Annotated in this window: 14 protein-coding genes and 1 tRNA gene; 1 reads left to right on the top strand and 14 read right to left on the bottom strand. The window is 36.0% G+C overall.

Going from position 1 to position 16,688, the window contains the following annotated elements:
• Window positions 1–100 precede the first annotated feature (100 nt).
• The 14 genes from DIZ80_13955 to DIZ80_14020 all read right to left on the bottom strand — a co-directional run bounded on the left by DIZ80_13955 (window position 101) and on the right by DIZ80_14020 (window position 15,357).
• Window positions 101–1,390 (bottom strand): hypothetical protein, encoded by a 1,290-nt coding sequence (locus DIZ80_13955; GenBank protein RDH81206.1) that lies wholly within the window; start codon window positions 1,388–1,390, stop codon window positions 101–103.
• 319 nt (window positions 1,391–1,709) lie between these two features.
• The gene (locus DIZ80_13960) at window positions 1,710–3,140 is read right to left on the bottom strand and encodes an undecaprenyl-phosphate glucose phosphotransferase (GenBank protein RDH81207.1); all 1,431 of its coding nucleotides are present in this window, start codon (window positions 3,138–3,140) and stop codon (window positions 1,710–1,712) included.
• A gap of 79 nt (window positions 3,141–3,219) precedes the next feature.
• Window positions 3,220–4,332 carry a glycosyl transferase gene (locus tag DIZ80_13965; protein RDH81208.1) on the bottom strand — a complete coding sequence of 371 codons (1,113 nt, stop codon included), beginning with the start codon at window positions 4,330–4,332 and terminating at the stop codon, window positions 3,220–3,222.
• A complete protein-coding gene (locus DIZ80_13970) occupies window positions 4,322–5,467 on the bottom strand; it encodes a glycosyl transferase (GenBank protein ID RDH81209.1) in 1,146 nt (381 codons plus the stop codon). Before DIZ80_13970 ends, DIZ80_13965 begins: the two co-directional genes overlap by 11 nt.
• Entirely contained in the window at window positions 5,464–6,348 is an 885-nt protein-coding gene (locus DIZ80_13975; protein ID RDH81210.1) for a hypothetical protein, read from the bottom strand. The genes DIZ80_13970 and DIZ80_13975 overlap by 4 nt, the downstream gene beginning before the upstream one ends.
• Window positions 6,326–7,804: a hypothetical protein gene (locus DIZ80_13980; GenBank protein RDH81211.1), complete on the bottom strand. Its 1,479-nt coding sequence runs from the start codon at window positions 7,802–7,804 to the stop codon at window positions 6,326–6,328. The genes DIZ80_13975 and DIZ80_13980 overlap by 23 nt, the downstream gene beginning before the upstream one ends.
• Window positions 7,801–8,568: a hypothetical protein gene (locus DIZ80_13985; protein ID RDH81212.1), complete on the bottom strand. Its 768-nt coding sequence runs from the start codon at window positions 8,566–8,568 to the stop codon at window positions 7,801–7,803. The genes DIZ80_13980 and DIZ80_13985 overlap by 4 nt, the downstream gene beginning before the upstream one ends.
• Window positions 8,561–9,865 (bottom strand): hypothetical protein, encoded by a 1,305-nt coding sequence (locus DIZ80_13990; GenBank protein ID RDH81213.1) that lies wholly within the window; start codon window positions 9,863–9,865, stop codon window positions 8,561–8,563. Before DIZ80_13990 ends, DIZ80_13985 begins: the two co-directional genes overlap by 8 nt.
• A gap of 362 nt (window positions 9,866–10,227) precedes the next feature.
• Window positions 10,228–11,103 (bottom strand): dTDP-4-dehydrorhamnose reductase, encoded by an 876-nt coding sequence (gene rfbD, locus DIZ80_13995; protein ID RDH81214.1) that lies wholly within the window; start codon window positions 11,101–11,103, stop codon window positions 10,228–10,230.
• Window positions 11,096–11,671 (bottom strand): dTDP-4-dehydrorhamnose 3,5-epimerase, encoded by a 576-nt coding sequence (gene rfbC / locus DIZ80_14000; protein RDH81215.1) that lies wholly within the window; start codon window positions 11,669–11,671, stop codon window positions 11,096–11,098. Before rfbC ends, rfbD begins: the two co-directional genes overlap by 8 nt.
• A gap of 3 nt (window positions 11,672–11,674) precedes the next feature.
• Window positions 11,675–12,553, bottom strand: coding sequence for a glucose-1-phosphate thymidylyltransferase (rfbA, locus tag DIZ80_14005; protein ID RDH81216.1), 879 nt, complete (start codon window positions 12,551–12,553; stop codon window positions 11,675–11,677).
• The gene (rfbB, locus tag DIZ80_14010) at window positions 12,550–13,614 is read right to left on the bottom strand and encodes a dTDP-glucose 4,6-dehydratase (GenBank protein RDH81217.1); all 1,065 of its coding nucleotides are present in this window, start codon (window positions 13,612–13,614) and stop codon (window positions 12,550–12,552) included. Before rfbB ends, rfbA begins: the two co-directional genes overlap by 4 nt.
• Before the next feature lie 36 nt (window positions 13,615–13,650).
• Window positions 13,651–13,726, bottom strand: a tRNA-Ala gene (locus DIZ80_14015).
• Between the two features lie 236 nt (window positions 13,727–13,962).
• Window positions 13,963–15,357: a glutamate--tRNA ligase gene (locus DIZ80_14020; GenBank protein ID RDH81218.1), complete on the bottom strand. Its 1,395-nt coding sequence runs from the start codon at window positions 15,355–15,357 to the stop codon at window positions 13,963–13,965.
• Window positions 15,358–15,574: 217 nt separating this feature from the next.
• Between DIZ80_14020 and queG the strand changes: the two genes are divergently transcribed.
• Window positions 15,575–16,642, top strand: coding sequence for a tRNA epoxyqueuosine(34) reductase QueG (gene queG, locus DIZ80_14025; GenBank protein RDH81219.1), 1,068 nt, complete (start codon window positions 15,575–15,577; stop codon window positions 16,640–16,642).
• Window positions 16,643–16,688 lie beyond the last annotated feature (46 nt).

Below are 16,688 nucleotides of genomic sequence, written 5' to 3' on the forward strand. Positions count from 1 at the left end.
ATAAGAATAAATTCACACCTATAACCATCACTCGATTCTTGCGTGAAGGGAAGCTGTTAATGATACAGGCACGATACAAAAACAAGCCAGAAAAAAATGACTAATGAGCAATAACCTTTTTATCATCATTATGATTAAAAACTTCATCACCAGGGTCGCGAATACCCGCCATAAACAAAGCCAAATAAAAGATAAAAAACGAAACCGTACGAGAACGCTCAAGCAAGCTTTCTGACATATTGAAAATAATAAAGCCTACCATCAATAACAGTCCAGCTAATGCAATAGCTTTAGTATCATCAGATTTTTCTGGTGATCTACAAGCGTTATAGAATATTCGAGAAGGTATAAAAAATAACAGAATAATAGCTAATAATGCGAATACTCCACCACTTACCATTGCAGAAAAATATTGGTTATGCGGGTGACTCCAGTTACTAATCGATTTATTTCTTTCACCTTTAGACACCAGTATTTTAGCATTTTCCTGATAATGCCCCCAACCAACTCCAATCAATGGGTTATCTATAAAAATAGACCATGAGGCCTGCCACATTTCAAAACGAGATGTAACCGAGGTACCCCCAGCCGTTTTCATTTCTTTTACTGTGAAGTATTTTTGCATATTATCAATCGTTCTATCCATCCTCACCTTAACACCAGATTGCGGCACATGATAAGCGGCAACAAATATACTTCCCACTACAACTAAGCTTAATAAAATTTTTAACTTTGATAAGTGAAGTGAAGAAAAACGTAAAAACACAATTGCTAAAAAAGGAATAGCTACCCAACCACCACGAGATTGAGACAAAATACTTGCCAGAAGACCACAAATCACAGCAACCACAGGCAGTAACGTAAACCAACGCCCCTGTGATTTAAACCAGGAAAGCCCTGCTAACGACATTACCCCCATTAACAATGCTAAGTTACCATAAATAATAGGATGCGTAACACCATAAGCTCGTCCACGATATTTAGGGTCATAATAAATACCATTTGTAATTTGATAAACACCAACAAGAGCAGAAATAATAGCCCCTAAAGCTAGACCATACCAAATCCATTCTGGTTTAATTCGAACTGTTTTAAAATAATAATAAACTGGAATAACCATCAAAAGATATACGAATTTCCCAAGCTTTTTAGAAGCCATATGGTCGATTCCAGACAATGCAGTAGACAATACCGCCACAATCACAACAAATACGATCGAAAAATAAAACACCCGATCTTTATGTTTGATTCGCTGAACCACTTCAAATGGAAATAAATATAAGGATACTGAACTGAAAAAAGCCAAGACAACAACCAATCCGGAGACAGAATGCAACACAGTAGAAGAAAGAGGGAAAATCAATAAGTAAATAACAGACATCAAGCTCATTACTCTATACCGAGTAGAGCTAACGGCTAACGCCTGATCCTGTGAATTAAGATAAATATCCAAAAAACATCCGCAAATAGCTAAAAAGAACACTTGCCTTTATTTACTTTAAAATCAACAAGTTACAATATAAACCATCTAAAAACAAACCGAATTATAACCGTTATTTAAACAACTATCTACTTTCACTCTCTCAAAAAAAGAGGAAACACAAATAATACAGAGGTCTACCAGATAAACTATAAGCTACGCATATATAGCCGAATATTTTGACTTTCATTCCCCCCTTAGAAAAAGAGAAACAAAGAGGAATTAATATCTAATAAGCATTCTTACCAACAAATCCCTTAAATATAGTCAAAAAAATAATTTTCAAATCAAACCAAAGCGACCAGTTCTCAATATAAAACAAATCAAATTCAACCCGCTTCTTCATCTTATCCAAAGTATCCGTCTCACCACGATACCCATTAACCTGTGCCCAGCCCGTAATTCCAGGCTTCACCATGTGGCGCAACATATACTTATTAACCTGATCTTTGTACATTTCATTATGTTGTACAGCATGGGGCCTTGGTCCAACAATAGACATACGCCCCTGCATTACATTATAAAACTGGGGCAATTCATCTAAACTGGTACGCCGTAAAAAAGCTCCTAATGGCGTTATACGGCTGTCGTTTTTAGATGCCTGAGTAATACAACCTTCGTCTTCTGCATGCACCTCCATAGTTCTAAACTTGTACACATTAATAATTCTACCATCCCAACCATGACGCCTTTGTTTAAATAAAATAGGCCCTGGAGATATCGCTTTTATAGCAATAGATATAGCTAAAAGAAGTGGACAAATTAATATAAAAATACACAAGGCCAACAATCTATCTTCAATAGCTTTTATCAACTGATTAGACCCACCCATAGGCGTATCAGATAAATTAACCGCTGGTAAACCAGCAATTTCAGTCATTGAGTGATTTAATAATGAAAAACCAAAAATATCAGGGATTAGTTTAATGTTTACAGGGTGATGCCTAAGCTCATACAGTAACTCTTTAACTCTCTGCTCTGCCCTTAATGGTAACGCAATCCAAACCTCATCTACATGGACATGGCCATTATTAAAAAAAGCCTCAACATCAGATATCCCGCCCGTTACCTTATATTCACCTACCATTTCACCATGTAAATGCTCATCATCATCAAACAAGGCTACTATATTAAAACCCATCCAAGGCGATTCATTTACCTGATTAATCAATCTTTCGCCTAAATCACCCGCACCAACAACGATAACTCGGCGAAAGTTTTTACCTTTCATACGCTGGTATTGTAAAAAGCCAAAAATAAACATACGAAAGGTAAGCAAAGAAGCCAGTCCGAGCATCATCCACCAACCTAGCCATAATCGAGAATAATCAGCTGAGATTTTCAAACTAAATAAGATAATTATCATCAGCAATACAACGGTTAACCATGCCAAGAATATACTTCTAGCTTGCTTTAAAAGACTTTGACCACGCCAAGAGGCATATAAACCAAATGATGGGAATATTATTACAACACAAAAAATGGCGAATAAAACAAGAGAACGATAATCATGAGGCAATAAAGCCTCATTAAAAGGAAATCGAACGAAATATGCAGCAATTGCCGCTATAACAACAACCAGTGGATCTGCAACTCGTGAAAAGAGATTTATAAAACCAGAGTAACTTTTAAATATTGATTTGCCAAACACGCTGTGGATGAGTCCTGATAGAATTTAAGGACATTATAAGCCAATTTATTGAATTGAAATAGGCGATTTCTATATATTGAAATAAAAACTATGCTTCAGGTAAGTATCTCAACAATAAAGCTTCATACTGCTTTAATATATCATCCCACTGAAAATTAGCTTCAAAATTACGTCTAGCAGCAGCCTTTAATGGGCTAACTAACTCATCATCTATTAAAAACTGATCAAATAATTTTTCAAGTGAACTTATTCCATCAAAGTAAACTGCTGCATCTTTTGCAACCCATTGATTAAAAGGGTTGTCGTGTGCTATGACAGCACCCCCTGCTCCTAATGCTTCGACTAATGATGGATTAGTACCTCCTACTTGATGCCCATGAACATATACTCTAGCAAAAAATCGAAGTGCACTTATAATCTCAGAATCATAAATAGCCCCTACAAACAAGACCTCGTCACTAGCCGCATCAACAACCGCTCGATGATACGCATTACCCTCTAACTGATAGCTCCCTAAAACCACTAATTTAAAACTACGTTTAATAGCTGAAAATGCAGTAACCACTTCAAGAATTGAATTTTCAGGTTCTGGACGTGCAATGAGGATAGCATAGCCATTCTTTTCTAGCCCATATTCTGACAATGCGGACTCATTCGCTTCTGTAATTTTACAGCCACCATAAGCTATCATAGTAATTTTCTCACGTGAAACCCGTACCGCCAAGTGATCCTCTATACAAGGATGATCAGCCACTAAATGATTACCAAACCAACATCCAAACCGCTCATTAAGCCAAAACCATGCCTTAGATACAACACCCCACTTTTGTCGTTTCCACTCTATTCCGTCCATGTTAATGATATTAATCTTACCTTTTAAACGATGTAAAGCATTAAAGATTGCAGTGTTATATCCTAGAGTCAAAAACACTCCATTCTGACGAAGGGAGTGAATGACAGATTTCCAATCAAAGATAATAGTACCTAGTGGCCCAGCAATATCTACGGGTATATGAATACGCGTTACCCCCTCCCACTCAGACTGATAAATGCCCCCCCCCCCTTTTTCTTGACAGTAGACTAATATATTCCAATCACGTGCAATCAAATAACGACAAAGGTATTCAGCAAATGTTTCAAAGCCTCCGTGTTCAGCTGGAACGCCACGAATTCCTAACACAACAACTTGTTTACTTGCCATAACAAATGGTCTCATAAACCTTACAAGTCATACTACCTATTTGACTCCAATCATGTTCTGTAACTACAGTCTTATGCCCTGCAACACCCATTTTTGTTAAATCTTTTGGATTCATTAGTATTTTTTTTAACCTCATGCTCATATTATTTACATCCTCTGAAACAAACAAGAAACCATTATTCCCATCTTGAACAATTTCAGTCATTCCTAAAATATCAGATGCCAATACGGGTACACCATAGCTCATTGCCATGAGCAAAACGCCACTCTGATATATCTTTCTATAGGGAAGAACAACAAGGTCCGCAGAAAGATAGTAATTAGCAACATCACTATCAGAAATATATCTAATATGGCTAATAACATAATTTTCCAATTTGTTATCACTAATAAGTTTTTTATATATTGAAAAGTCATCTTTCCATACCTTCCCAGCTATTACCAGTTTAAGATCAGGATGTATTTTTATTACCCGAGGAAGTGACTTCAATAAAATATCAAGCCCTTTCACCTTCTTAATCTGACCAAAAAAGAGAAGCACCTTATCATCAACTGATAAACCTAACTTCTCCCTTGCTAGTGTTTTATCAGGCAAAATCCCAATTGAGTCAAGGTAATGACCATGAGGAATAATGCAAGTAGAATCTTCTGACAATAACACTTCGGCAACCAATTCACATTTGCTTACCTCGTTATGAGCAATGACTTTATCAACACTTTGAAGAATTTTTTTAGCTCTAGACCCACCTCGCTTAACAGCAAAGCTTTCAACATCATGAGCAGTAACAACCACTTTAAAACCAAATTTTTTCGCAAGCTTTACACTTAAAACTTCGAGAACTGTATAATGAAAAAAATGAAAATGAATAACAGCAACATCATTAACCTTGGCATCCTTTAAAGAGTCATAAAGCCCATAGACAAATCTAACAGCTCTCAATACCTTAGGAGCTTTCCCCCAGACACCTTTAAAAGTTTTTTTAATTTCAAATGCACTCACTCCTTCAGAACTTGTTTCTTCAGAAGTATACAATATGACTTGGCAATTTGATTTCACTAACCCATTAGCAAGCCCAAAGTCGTAATAATTCATCCCGCCATGAGCGCCAACAGGCTCAATAATACCAACTTTCATTTAGCATCAACCCAATGCGACAAGTCACGATTGATAAGTTTTTGCAACTTACCTATATCATCTTTATAAAAACAAAATAACTTTTCTTTTATTTCACAGTCAACTGTTTTTTTAATTGATTTTTTAAAGAATAAAGCCTTTAAATACAACTTAATATTTTCAGGAATAAGTTTTGATACAAAACACCTAAATGATGTATTTCTATAAAGGAATGAGATATATTTATTCTTACCCTCAATTGCATCATTATAAATCACCCCATCAAAACAAAACTCAGATTCGTCTACGTTTAAAAACAACAAAATCTGTAAAAAAACAGAATACGAGTCTTCCACTATCTCATCAAAAAGAAATATTTTCACTTGATCCTCTCCAAACACATCCAAATACCTTTTGACTTGATCGTAATAAAGCCCAAGCTTAATATACTGTTGATAAAAATTATCATCCCCCCCTTCAAGAACTTGATTAAGACTTTTATCTACATAACCCAATCTAGAGTCCATTTCAAAATGTGAAATAGCTCTTTCGACGGGATTTCGTAACGCAATTATTATTTTTGCATTTTGGTTATATCTATATATTTTAGAGGCCACCTCAGGATAATATAAATATGAGACACTAGCCTCCCCACGCAACTGCTCTGTACTCGCATTCCCGAATAGAGATAAGTACTGGTCATAATCACAGACACTTTTTACTTTATAATAAAGATTTTGATTTTTTATATCTGAGCAAGAAAAATAATTTGGTTCCTTTATATCGCTCATGTATATCTCATCACAACCATCAAGATAATGATAAAACGATGTCGTGCCAGACTTTGGCGCTCCTACAATAAAAAAATCAGGACATTTATTATTTTTTTTGTAATTGGACATATTTATGCTCGACTTTTTCTCGAATTGTTATTATAGAGCCAGACACCAAAAGAACATTTATTATTACAATTGGAGAAATACTTGAATTCGCTAGAAATGACGTTAAAAAAACCCCAAACATAAACGCCGAAGAAAATCTTGATATCAAACCAACAGCATTACCTCCCACAAATTTTATAGTATTACTCAAATATCGTATAAGAGCCACCATAAAAACAACATAAGAAATAACACCCGAAAAACCTATTTGTATAGCTAAAGAGCCAACATAACTTTCCTCTACAAGCCCAGTTTTTTGCTCTCCATATAATACCGCCATTTGCCCAGAAGTCCCCAAACCAATCCCAAACGGATCATGCAACAATGACTGCATGCCTCCCAAAAGCCCCGCGACATGCCTGGACAAAACAGGACTATATATATACCCACTAACACTCATATAAACAAGAAAAATAAGAATTAACAAACCAATATAAAAAATCATATCCTTATTGTACTTAAAGTTAAAAAACATTATTCCAACCAGCGCAATCAACAAACCACCTCGACCTATAGAAAACAACATAGCTAGAAAAAACAAAGTAGATACGACATACTTTATGAAAATCTTACCCACTTTATCGCTAATGATTACACTATAACAAACTATACTTAACAACATTGAAAAAGCGAGATAACGAGATAATGTAGGTGCATCACCAATACTAGAGACCATGCGACGATATGGCACATCCCCGATATATGAATACCATTGCGATGGCACACCACCCATCACCCATGCACCAGGATTATCAACACCAAACTTTAGCTCCATATATAATAAAGCACCTACATAACCCCAAAATGATTCCCCTACCAAAAATCTTTCTACAAAACCAAACGCCAGAACACCAGAAGCAACCAGAAACATGCTTAACATCAAAAGCTTAAGCTCCTTTAACTGTAAATTTGAATACCGACCTAAAAAATAAATCATTACAATCATTGCGCCTTCCCTATAAGATACCAATCTCACAAAAAGTGGCGCATCTGATAAAACAAACGCTATACTATAGATGATAAAAAAAATAATTAAAAAATAATCTACACTAATCAACTTAACTTTATAATAATTCTTCGTACAAGCAATAACTAACAACACAAAAACCATTGATTCCTTAATAGAAACAAGAACCTTAGCCCCCATCATATCTATATATTGTGAAATAAACATAGAGAACAATGGCTGAATCGGGACTATAGCCACCAAAATAACTAATCCATAATATATATTTTTATTAGCCAAGAAAAAAAACAGTAACATTACTGGAATATATACGAATAAAGCAGAGTAAAATGAAACATCACAAAAATTAACTACAAAAACAACACTCAAAATAACAATAAAAACAAGAATGAAATTAATGAATAACAATTCATATATTTGATTAGAGGTTTTCTCTAATGTTCGCATCATCTCCCTTTTACACCTGTATAAAACAAAGTATCTGAAAGTCGAGGAAAAATGAAGCTTATTGCTTGTGCAACCTTTCTTGCGTATGAATTTTTAAACACAAATTCATGTTCTTTAAATCCAGCCTCAGAAAAAAGATAATGTAATTCTGATTCTGTATACTCTTTATAATGCCTCGCATAAAATGGCAAATCGAAAAACCCATTACCAGACCCAGCTTTATTTTTATCAACTTCTGGCCAGCCTATACCTCTGCCTAAAAGTGTTTTAATACGGTTTTTGAACTTTACTGCGTTTGGTGTAGAGATAATAAGCTTACCTCCTGGTTTAAGAATTCTATTAATTTCATTTAGTATTTTTGGTACATTAGTCATATGCTCAATAACTTCAAACATTGTGATTACATCGCAAGATGAATCTTCAAATGGAAATAACTCTTTATCTAGATCACATGAATATGCATCAATAGCTAACTCTTTAAAACGGGCAGTTATTATTTCGTCTTGCCACAAACCCAGCACGCTTACATTTTGAGAACAATGACTTTTAATTATATTTGTAATATGCCCAGGCTCACCACCTATATCGAGCACAACATCATTTGAATTAATTGTTTTTTTCAATCGTTCAAATGCATGGACATACCTTCTTTGATGTACATTAAAATAATGATCTTCATTCTCTATGTTTTTACCATCATATTTTATAGGATAATACGGAAGGTTTTTTACTGCTTTACAAACCTCGCTTAGTGTTTTTTTATTCATATGCACTCTTCCTAAAATCAAAATAAGTTAACAATTTAAGCGACAATAAACTAACTATAGAACCACCAAAGACCGCGAATGCCGTACCAACATAGCCGTAAATATCAGCAACAAATAAAACGACAACATATACCGCAATCAACGCAGTCACACTTGAGCCAAAAACCAACTCAGTTTTCATCAATATCTTATGATAATTAGCAACACCTTGATACTTTGCCATAACAACAAAATATAAATAGAGATAAACAACTGATATAAATTCCACATCAAAATTATCACCATATAAAGATTCTATAATGAAATCTGAAAACCAAACCACTGGCAATAATACAATCATCATAATAACAGCCATTTTATTTCCGACTTTATTCGCTATTGAGTAAGCCTCGGCTCTCGACTTATTAACTAGTGAAACCGATAATTTTTTTAAATAATATACATTTAAAGCCTGCAAAATCACTTGCGAAACGCCTAAATAATTTAAAACAACCATGAAATACCCTGCATCTTTTGAACTAGAAAGTAGACTTAGAATAAATGGCATAAGCTGATTACTCATATAAGCAAAAAGAGCAACCAAAATCATCCATCCATTATAGCGAAACATCATTTTTATAGAAACTGCTACATGCCTCCATCTAAAACCGCCACCCAATCTACTCTTTTTTAAAAAAAAGTAATAAACAAAGCTAATTACCGAAACCATTAATAATATAAAGAAAGAACCATATAAATCTATGTTTTCAAAAAACACAAAGCTTGCAACTAAAACACACAAAATAACAACATTTAAAAACATTTGCTCTATCGCCATAGAAGAAATGAGTAACAACCTTCTGTTAAACTCATTATAAAACCTAATAATGAGAAACATCATAAACATCATTGAGAAAAACAGATCATAGTTATAATATACATAAAACCCAATACTTAATAAAATGGGTAAAAAAACCACAAACCCAGGCATTAGCGTTCTTCTGACGCTATTGCTTACCTTCGCTGAAATTACCGTGTAGTACTGCAATACAAATGAACTTTCAAGAACCACGAATAACATAAGGAGCACATATAGGGATGAAAATTTTCCAAACTGTTCTGGACCTAAATTATTAGCTACTAAAAACACATATACAAATGTAATAACAGAATACAATGTCTGCTCGTATATATACTTTAATCTTTCAGACAATAAAACGTTATAAACACAATCAAATCTTTTTTTTAAATTCATATATAATGACATTTCATTAGTACAATTCAGTTTATCAAAAAACAGTGTTCGCAGAAAAAACATTAAAGCTCTTTTTACCTCTATCCCTGCCCCTATTCAAAATATTCTGCATTCCCTCATACGGAACCGACTAAGTCTTTTTTGATAAATCATGTAAATTCTACAATTATAATATTCAGGAATTTCTATACACATAAAATCATGTATGATTAAAATTTCATTAACACCTAATCCTGAAAAACATGTTTAAGTAAAGAAATCAATTAACTAACTACCATTCATCATAGATACTTTCAAAACTTTTTAAAATCAAACTGCATAGCTTGACTCTAGCTAATTTAATTCCTTGTTCTCTCAAATCAACTTATGAAATAAAATCCATATTTGTTACCCGCGAACATTACGCTATGAAAACTAAAATAATTTCAATCCTTTCTTTGCTTTAAACATCTTTCTAACGCATCCTTCCAATAAGGAATTTCTATATCAAATATATCTTTTATTTTAATTTTACTCATCAAACTATATAAAGGTCGCTTTGCTGGTGTTAAATATTTTTTTGTTTCAATCGGCAAAACATTACAATTTATTTGCTCAAACTCGAAAATAGCTTTTGTAAAATCATACCAACTTGCTACACCTTCATTACTGTAATGATAAATATTAGAGATTACCGTTTGATCTTCAAATTTTGAATGCTGTATAACATTTAAGATAGCTTCAGCTAAATCTCTGGCATAAGTTGGTGTCCCCACTTGATCAGATACAATATTTATTTGATTTTTTTCTTTACCTAAACGTAACATTGTATTGACAAAATTCTTATCAAATTCAGAATACACCCAACTCGTACGGATAATTATTCCTTTTGGGTTTATTTCTTGCAACACCTGCTCTCCAGCAAGTTTCGTTTTCCCATAAACATTTAAAGGATCTGTGGCATCTGCTTCTATGTAAGGCTGAAAATTCCTACCATTAAAAACATAGTCAGTACTAATATGAATTAGATTTATATCTTTTGTTTTACAAATTTCAGCTATTCTCTTCACTGCCAGATGATTAACTAGATTTGCTAATTCATATTCGGTTTCAGCTTTATCTACTGCAGTATATGCCGCACAGTTAACAACCACATCAAACACTTTGCCCTGAAAAAAAACATCTATATTTTCCAGGGGATCAAACTCCAGTTCTTTCTGGGTAACAAAAGTAAAATCTAAATCTTTATTAGCTGATACCAATTTTGCTATAGATTGTCCAAGTTGACCATTTGCTCCTGTCACCAAGATTCTTTTACGCATAGTAGCTCACCCCATAACTAAAGCATTGTCCTAAATTTTCCAAAACTGGTTGCTTTTGATCTTTAATTGAAAGCTGCAACTCTTCTTTTGATAGTTGCCAACCTATATCAAGTTCTTTATCGTCAAAAGCTAAACCACGATCTGACTCAGCCGAATAATAATTATCAACTTTATAAGAAAAAATAGCCATATCACTCAAGACAACAAAGCCATGAGCAAAACCACGGGGTATAAATAACTGTCGCTTATTCTCCCCACTGAGCAACACTGAAACATGCTGCCCAAAAGTTGGGCTTCCAGTACGAATATCTACCGCAACATCAAGCACTTCACCTTCTACAACCCTTACCAATTTACTCTGCGCAAATGGTGGTAATTGAAAATGCAAGCCCCTTAATATTCCTCTAGATGACTTAGATTCGTTATCTTGAAGAAAGTTAACTTTATAGCCAATTGCTTCTTCAAACTTATCTTGTCGGAAAGTTTCAGAAAAGTAACCGCGCTCATCCCCATGAATTACAGTTTCAATCAAAACTATCTCAGCAATAGATTGAGGGATAAATTTCACAGGCTACAGCTCATTTGCACGTCGAATAAGATATTGACCGTATTGATTTTTCTTTAACGGCTCAGTTAATGCCAGGAGGCTTCCTTTAGAAATATAGCCTTTTTCGTACGCTATTTCTTCTATACAGGCAATTTTTAACCCTTGTCGATTTTCAATTGTCTGAATAAAATTAGAGGCTTCAAGTAAGCTTTCGTGAGTACCCGTATCCAACCAGGCATAACCTCTGCCCATTAACTCAACCATTAACGCCCCTTGATCGAGGTAAGTTTGGTTAACTGTTGTGATTTCGAGTTCACCTCTCTCTGAAGGCTTAATCGTTTTCGCAATTTTAACGACACTATTCGGATAAAAATATAACCCAACAACAGCATAATTACTTTTAGGCTCTACAGGTTTTTCAACTAGACTCAGAACATTGCCCTGCACATCAAATTCTGCAACGCCATAACGCTCAGGATCTTTTACGTAATAACCGAAGACCGTTGCTTTATTTAAATTACTAACATTTGAAATAGATTTTTCTAATAACGCCGTTAAACCATGTCCATGAAAAATATTATCTCCCAGAACAAGACACACATCATCGTCACCGATAAAGTCTTCACCTATAATAAACGCCTGCGCCAATCCATCAGGTGTTGGTTGTTCTGCATAGGAAAGACTAATTCCTAAATTAGTGCCATCTCCCAATAATACTTTAAACTGCGGCAAATCATGCGGTGTAGATATAATAAGAATATCCGTAATGCCCGCTAGCATTAAAACTGATAAAGGATAATAAACCATAGGTTTATCATAAATAGGCATTAACTGTTTGCTCACGCCTTTAGTAATTGGGTATAGCCGAGTACCCGAGCCCCCAGCTAGAATAATACCTTTCACTCTTCATTTTCTCCTGTACCCAGGCGCTGACCTTGATAACTACCATCCTGCACATGTTCACACCACTCACTATTGTTCAAATACCATTGAATAGTTTTTGCTATACCCGTTTCAAAGGTTTCATCGGGAGTCCATCCCAGGTCTTTTTCAATCTTACCAGCATCAATTGCATAACGTAAATCATGACCGGGCCTATCTGTTACGTACGTAATTAGGGATTCGTGGGGAATATATGGTGAATCAGGTACTAGCTTATCCAGCAAAGAACAAATTGTTTTTACAACTTGTAAATTTGTCTTCTCATTATGCCCCCCAATATTGTAAGTCTGGCCATTTGCTCCCTTTTCAAGAACCAACCTTAACGCCCTTGCGTGGTCATCAACATGAAGCCAGTCACGTATTTGCTGACCAGTTCCATATATTGGCAATGGCTTCCCTTCTAACGCATTAAGAGTAATTAGAGGTATCAGTTTTTCTGGAAATTGAAAAGCCCCATAATTGTTTGAGCAATTAGTAATCACAATAGGCAGACCATAAGTTCTATGCCAAGCTCTTACCAGATGATCCGAAGAAGCTTTACTTGCAGAGTAAGGTGAACTTGGTTCATAACTTGTTTCTTCGGTAAATAGACCCGTTTCATCTAAGTCACCATAGACCTCATCTGTTGAAACATGGTGAAACCTGAAACTATCCTTTCGAGCTCCTTCTAACTCACCCCAATACTTCCTAGCAACCTCAAGTAAATTGAGCGTGCCAACAATATTAGTTTGAATAAAGTCTGCCGGGGCATCAATTGAACGATCAACATGTGATTCAGCTGCTAAGTGCATAACAGCATCAGGTTTATGCCGCTCAAATACACGCTTAACCTCGTTAATATCTTTAATATCGACATGTTCAAACTGATACCGAGGCTGCTCTACAACAGATGCTAACGACTCAAGATTCCCAGCATATGTAAGGGCATCAAGGTTTATAACTTCATGTTCTGTTTCTTGGGTATACTGTCTGATAACTGCAGACCCAATAAACCCTGCACCACCAGTGACTATGATTTTCAACGTTACACCCTGAAAAAATGAAAAAAAATAATAATTTGGTGGAGCTATGCGGGATCGAACCGCAGACCTCAACACTGCCAGTGTTGCGCTCTCCCAGCTGAGCTATAGCCCCAAATTTGGATGTGGATTTTATGGGAAAAAGGCTTTTAAGTCAAAGGATTACGTTGTTTTTGCGCTATTATTACTTCTAAAAACTATTTAGTTTGATAACTTAATCAATCCTTTGGGATACCACTTAAGTTCAAATCATTAGCAAAAGTCACTGAATCCTCGATACAAACATTCGTGAATGACAGGATAAACTTTTTTACCCTGCTATTTTCTAAGCTTAAAGCATAAAAAATAAGCTTATACCTTAATAAATTCAATCGCTTTATCTAATCGAGAAAGAGTCTCCTCTTTACCCAATAATTCCAACGTAACATCTATAGATGGTGAACGGCCATGCCCTGTAACCGCCAAACGAAGTGGTTGCCCTACTTTTCCAAAACCAATCTCCAGTTTTTCAACGGTACTTTCTACCACTTGATGTATCGACTCCGCATGCCAGTCTTCCAACGCTTCATATGAGTCTTTCAAACTTAATAACACTTCAGCTGCTGCGGGTTTAAACTGTTTCTTCGCCTGCTTCGGGTTGTATTCAGTTATATCTTCATAAAAATAACGAATATCTTCCACCAGCTCCACCAGCGTTGAACAACGCTCCTGATATACTTTCATCACTTCCACCAGATCAGGGCCACTTGATACATCCAGGTTTGCCTGTTTTATATAAAACTGTAATTCTTCGGCCAGTTTTTCTGGTGTCATTTGTTTCATGTAGTGCTGGTTGAGCCACTGAAGCTTTTCTATGCTCAGGCTTGATGATGATTTATTGATATCATCTATATCAAATAACTCAATCATTTCTTCCAGGCTAAATACTTCCTGATCACCGTGACTCCAGCCTAAACGCACCAGATAATTAATGACCGCTTCTTTCAGGTAACCATCATCTCTATATTGCATTACGCTTACTGCATCACGCCTTTTTGAAAGTTTTTTACCATCTGTACCATTTATCATGGGCACATGAGCATATTCAGGTGTAACAGCACCCAGGGCATTTAATATATTAATTTGTCTTGGTGTATTGTTTAGATGGTCGTCACCGCGAATCACATGGCTTATTTCCATATCCATATCATCCACTACAACAGTTAAGTTATAGGTTGGGTTGCCATCTGAACGCTGGATGATTAAGTCATCTAATTCCTGATTACTGATTACTACCTTTCCACGCACGTGATCATTTATTTCCACCTCACCTTCTAGTGGATTTTTAAAACGCACCACTGTGTCATCGGCTTCGCTTAAACCCTTCTCTCTGCAGCACCCATCATATTTAGGTTTTTGTTTATTGGCCATTTGCTGTTCGCGCATTTCATCCAGGCGCTCTCTTGAACAATTGCAGAAATAGGCATCACCCTGGTCTAATAATTTTTTGATGACTTCATTATATCTATCATAACGTTCCGTTTGATAGACAGGGCCTTCATCGTGACTTAAACCTAACCAGTTCATGCCTTCTAATATTGCGTCTACAGCTTCCTGAGTTGAGCGCTCACGATCGGTATCTTCTATGCGTAAAACAAATTCACCAGCCATTTTTTTGCTATAGAGCCATGAGAACAGTGCTGTTCTGGCGCCACCTATATGCAGGTAACCGGTTGGGCTTGGGGCGAATCTGGTGCGGATTTTCATGTTTTAAGAACCTGTAATTTTATTATGCTACTTAGAATCGGAGATAATATAGTATTCGCTTTAGAACGCCTATACCCCCGATCGCGAGCTAAAGCTCGCTCCTACATTTAAGAGAAGTCATTTTCTGGCGCGTATATGACCAAAAAACGCTGAAATTATCAACTGGATTGTTATAGCATATGCTTAACTTTTAATTTAAAAATGATATTTACAACTTTTGAAAACACTTCCTGAAAATTTTCTAGGTAATATCGAGCAATGGGCAGCTGAATTCGGCTTTTCTCAACTCGCTGTTACCAATATTGACCTGAGCCAGCATGAAACTCACCTACAGGAGTGGCTGGATAACCACTATCAGGGTGAAATGGGATACATGGCAAAACACGGCACTAAACGCAGCCGACCCAACGAGCTTGAGCCTGGTACCCTGAGAGTTATTTCAGTAAGAATAGATTACTTCCCACCCGAATCCACATCAATACAGAAAGTGCTGGGCAATAAAAATCTGGGGCTCATATCACGCTATGCCACAGGGCGTGACTACCATAAGTTAATTCGTAAACGACTACAGAAACTTGTGGATAAGATGCAAAAAGAAGTGGGTGAGTTTGGTTATCGCGCATTTACAGATAGCGCCCCCGTACTGGAAAAAGCATTAGCTGAAAAAGCAGGTCTTGGCTGGATGGGCAAACACACCAATCTTATCAACAGATCAGCTGGATCCTGGTTTTTCCTCGGCGAAATTTACACAGACCTGCCTTTACCCATAAATAAGAGCAAGCCTGAAAACAACTGTGGCACCTGTTCTGCCTGCATTGATATATGCCCAACCAAAGCCATCATTGCACCCTACAAACTAGATGCCCGACGCTGTATTTCTTATTTAACTATTGAATTAAAAACAGCTATTCCAGTCGAGTTTCGCAAAGCTATTGGCAACCATATTTATGGTTGTGATGACTGCCAGCTGGTCTGCCCCTGGAATCGTTTTTCTAAAGCCAGCGATGAAAAAGACTTCGAAGTTCGTCATGGACTTGATGCACCACAATTGCTGGATTTATTTAACTGGACTGAAACTGAATTTTTAAAAAAAATGGAAGGTTCGCCTATTCGCAGAATTGGTTATATGCAATGGCTCAGAAACATTGCTGTTGCTTTAGGTAATGCACCTTATTCAGAATTGATTATTGAGGCATTAAAAGCCAGACGACCTGACGTTAATGAAATGGTGGTAGAGCATATTGACTGGGCGCTTGAGGAAATAGCCGTAAGTCGTAAGTCGTAAGTCGTAAGTCGTAAAATTATAGTTTGTAACTCTTGTCGCGCACGAA

Source organism: endosymbiont of Galathealinum brachiosum (genome assembly GCA_003349885.1).
Lineage (GTDB): Bacteria > Pseudomonadota > Gammaproteobacteria > SZUA-229 > SZUA-229 > SZUA-229.

Bases quoted from the DNA above. Each gene is read 5' to 3' on its own strand.
- DIZ80_14020 (RDH81218.1), bottom strand. From the start codon at position 15,357: ATGAAAATCCGCACCAGATTCGCCCCAAGCCCAACCGGTTACCTGCAT.
- DIZ80_13955 (RDH81206.1), bottom strand. From the start codon at position 1,390: ATGAGCTTGATGTCTGTTATTTACTTATTGATTTTCCCTCTTTCTTCT.
- DIZ80_13975 (RDH81210.1), bottom strand. From the start codon at position 6,348: ATGTCCAATTACAAAAAAAATAATAAATGTCCTGATTTTTTTATTGTA.
- DIZ80_13980 (RDH81211.1), bottom strand. From the start codon at position 7,804: ATGATGCGAACATTAGAGAAAACCTCTAATCAAATATATGAATTGTTA.
- DIZ80_13965 (RDH81208.1), bottom strand. From the start codon at position 4,332: ATGGCAAGTAAACAAGTTGTTGTGTTAGGAATTCGTGGCGTTCCAGCT.
- DIZ80_13990 (RDH81213.1), bottom strand. From the start codon at position 9,865: ATGTTTTTTCTGCGAACACTGTTTTTTGATAAACTGAATTGTACTAAT.
- DIZ80_13985 (RDH81212.1), bottom strand. From the start codon at position 8,568: ATGAATAAAAAAACACTAAGCGAGGTTTGTAAAGCAGTAAAAAACCTT.
- DIZ80_13970 (RDH81209.1), bottom strand. From the start codon at position 5,467: ATGAAAGTTGGTATTATTGAGCCTGTTGGCGCTCATGGCGGGATGAAT.
- rfbD (RDH81214.1), bottom strand. From the start codon at position 11,103: ATGCGTAAAAGAATCTTGGTGACAGGAGCAAATGGTCAACTTGGACAA.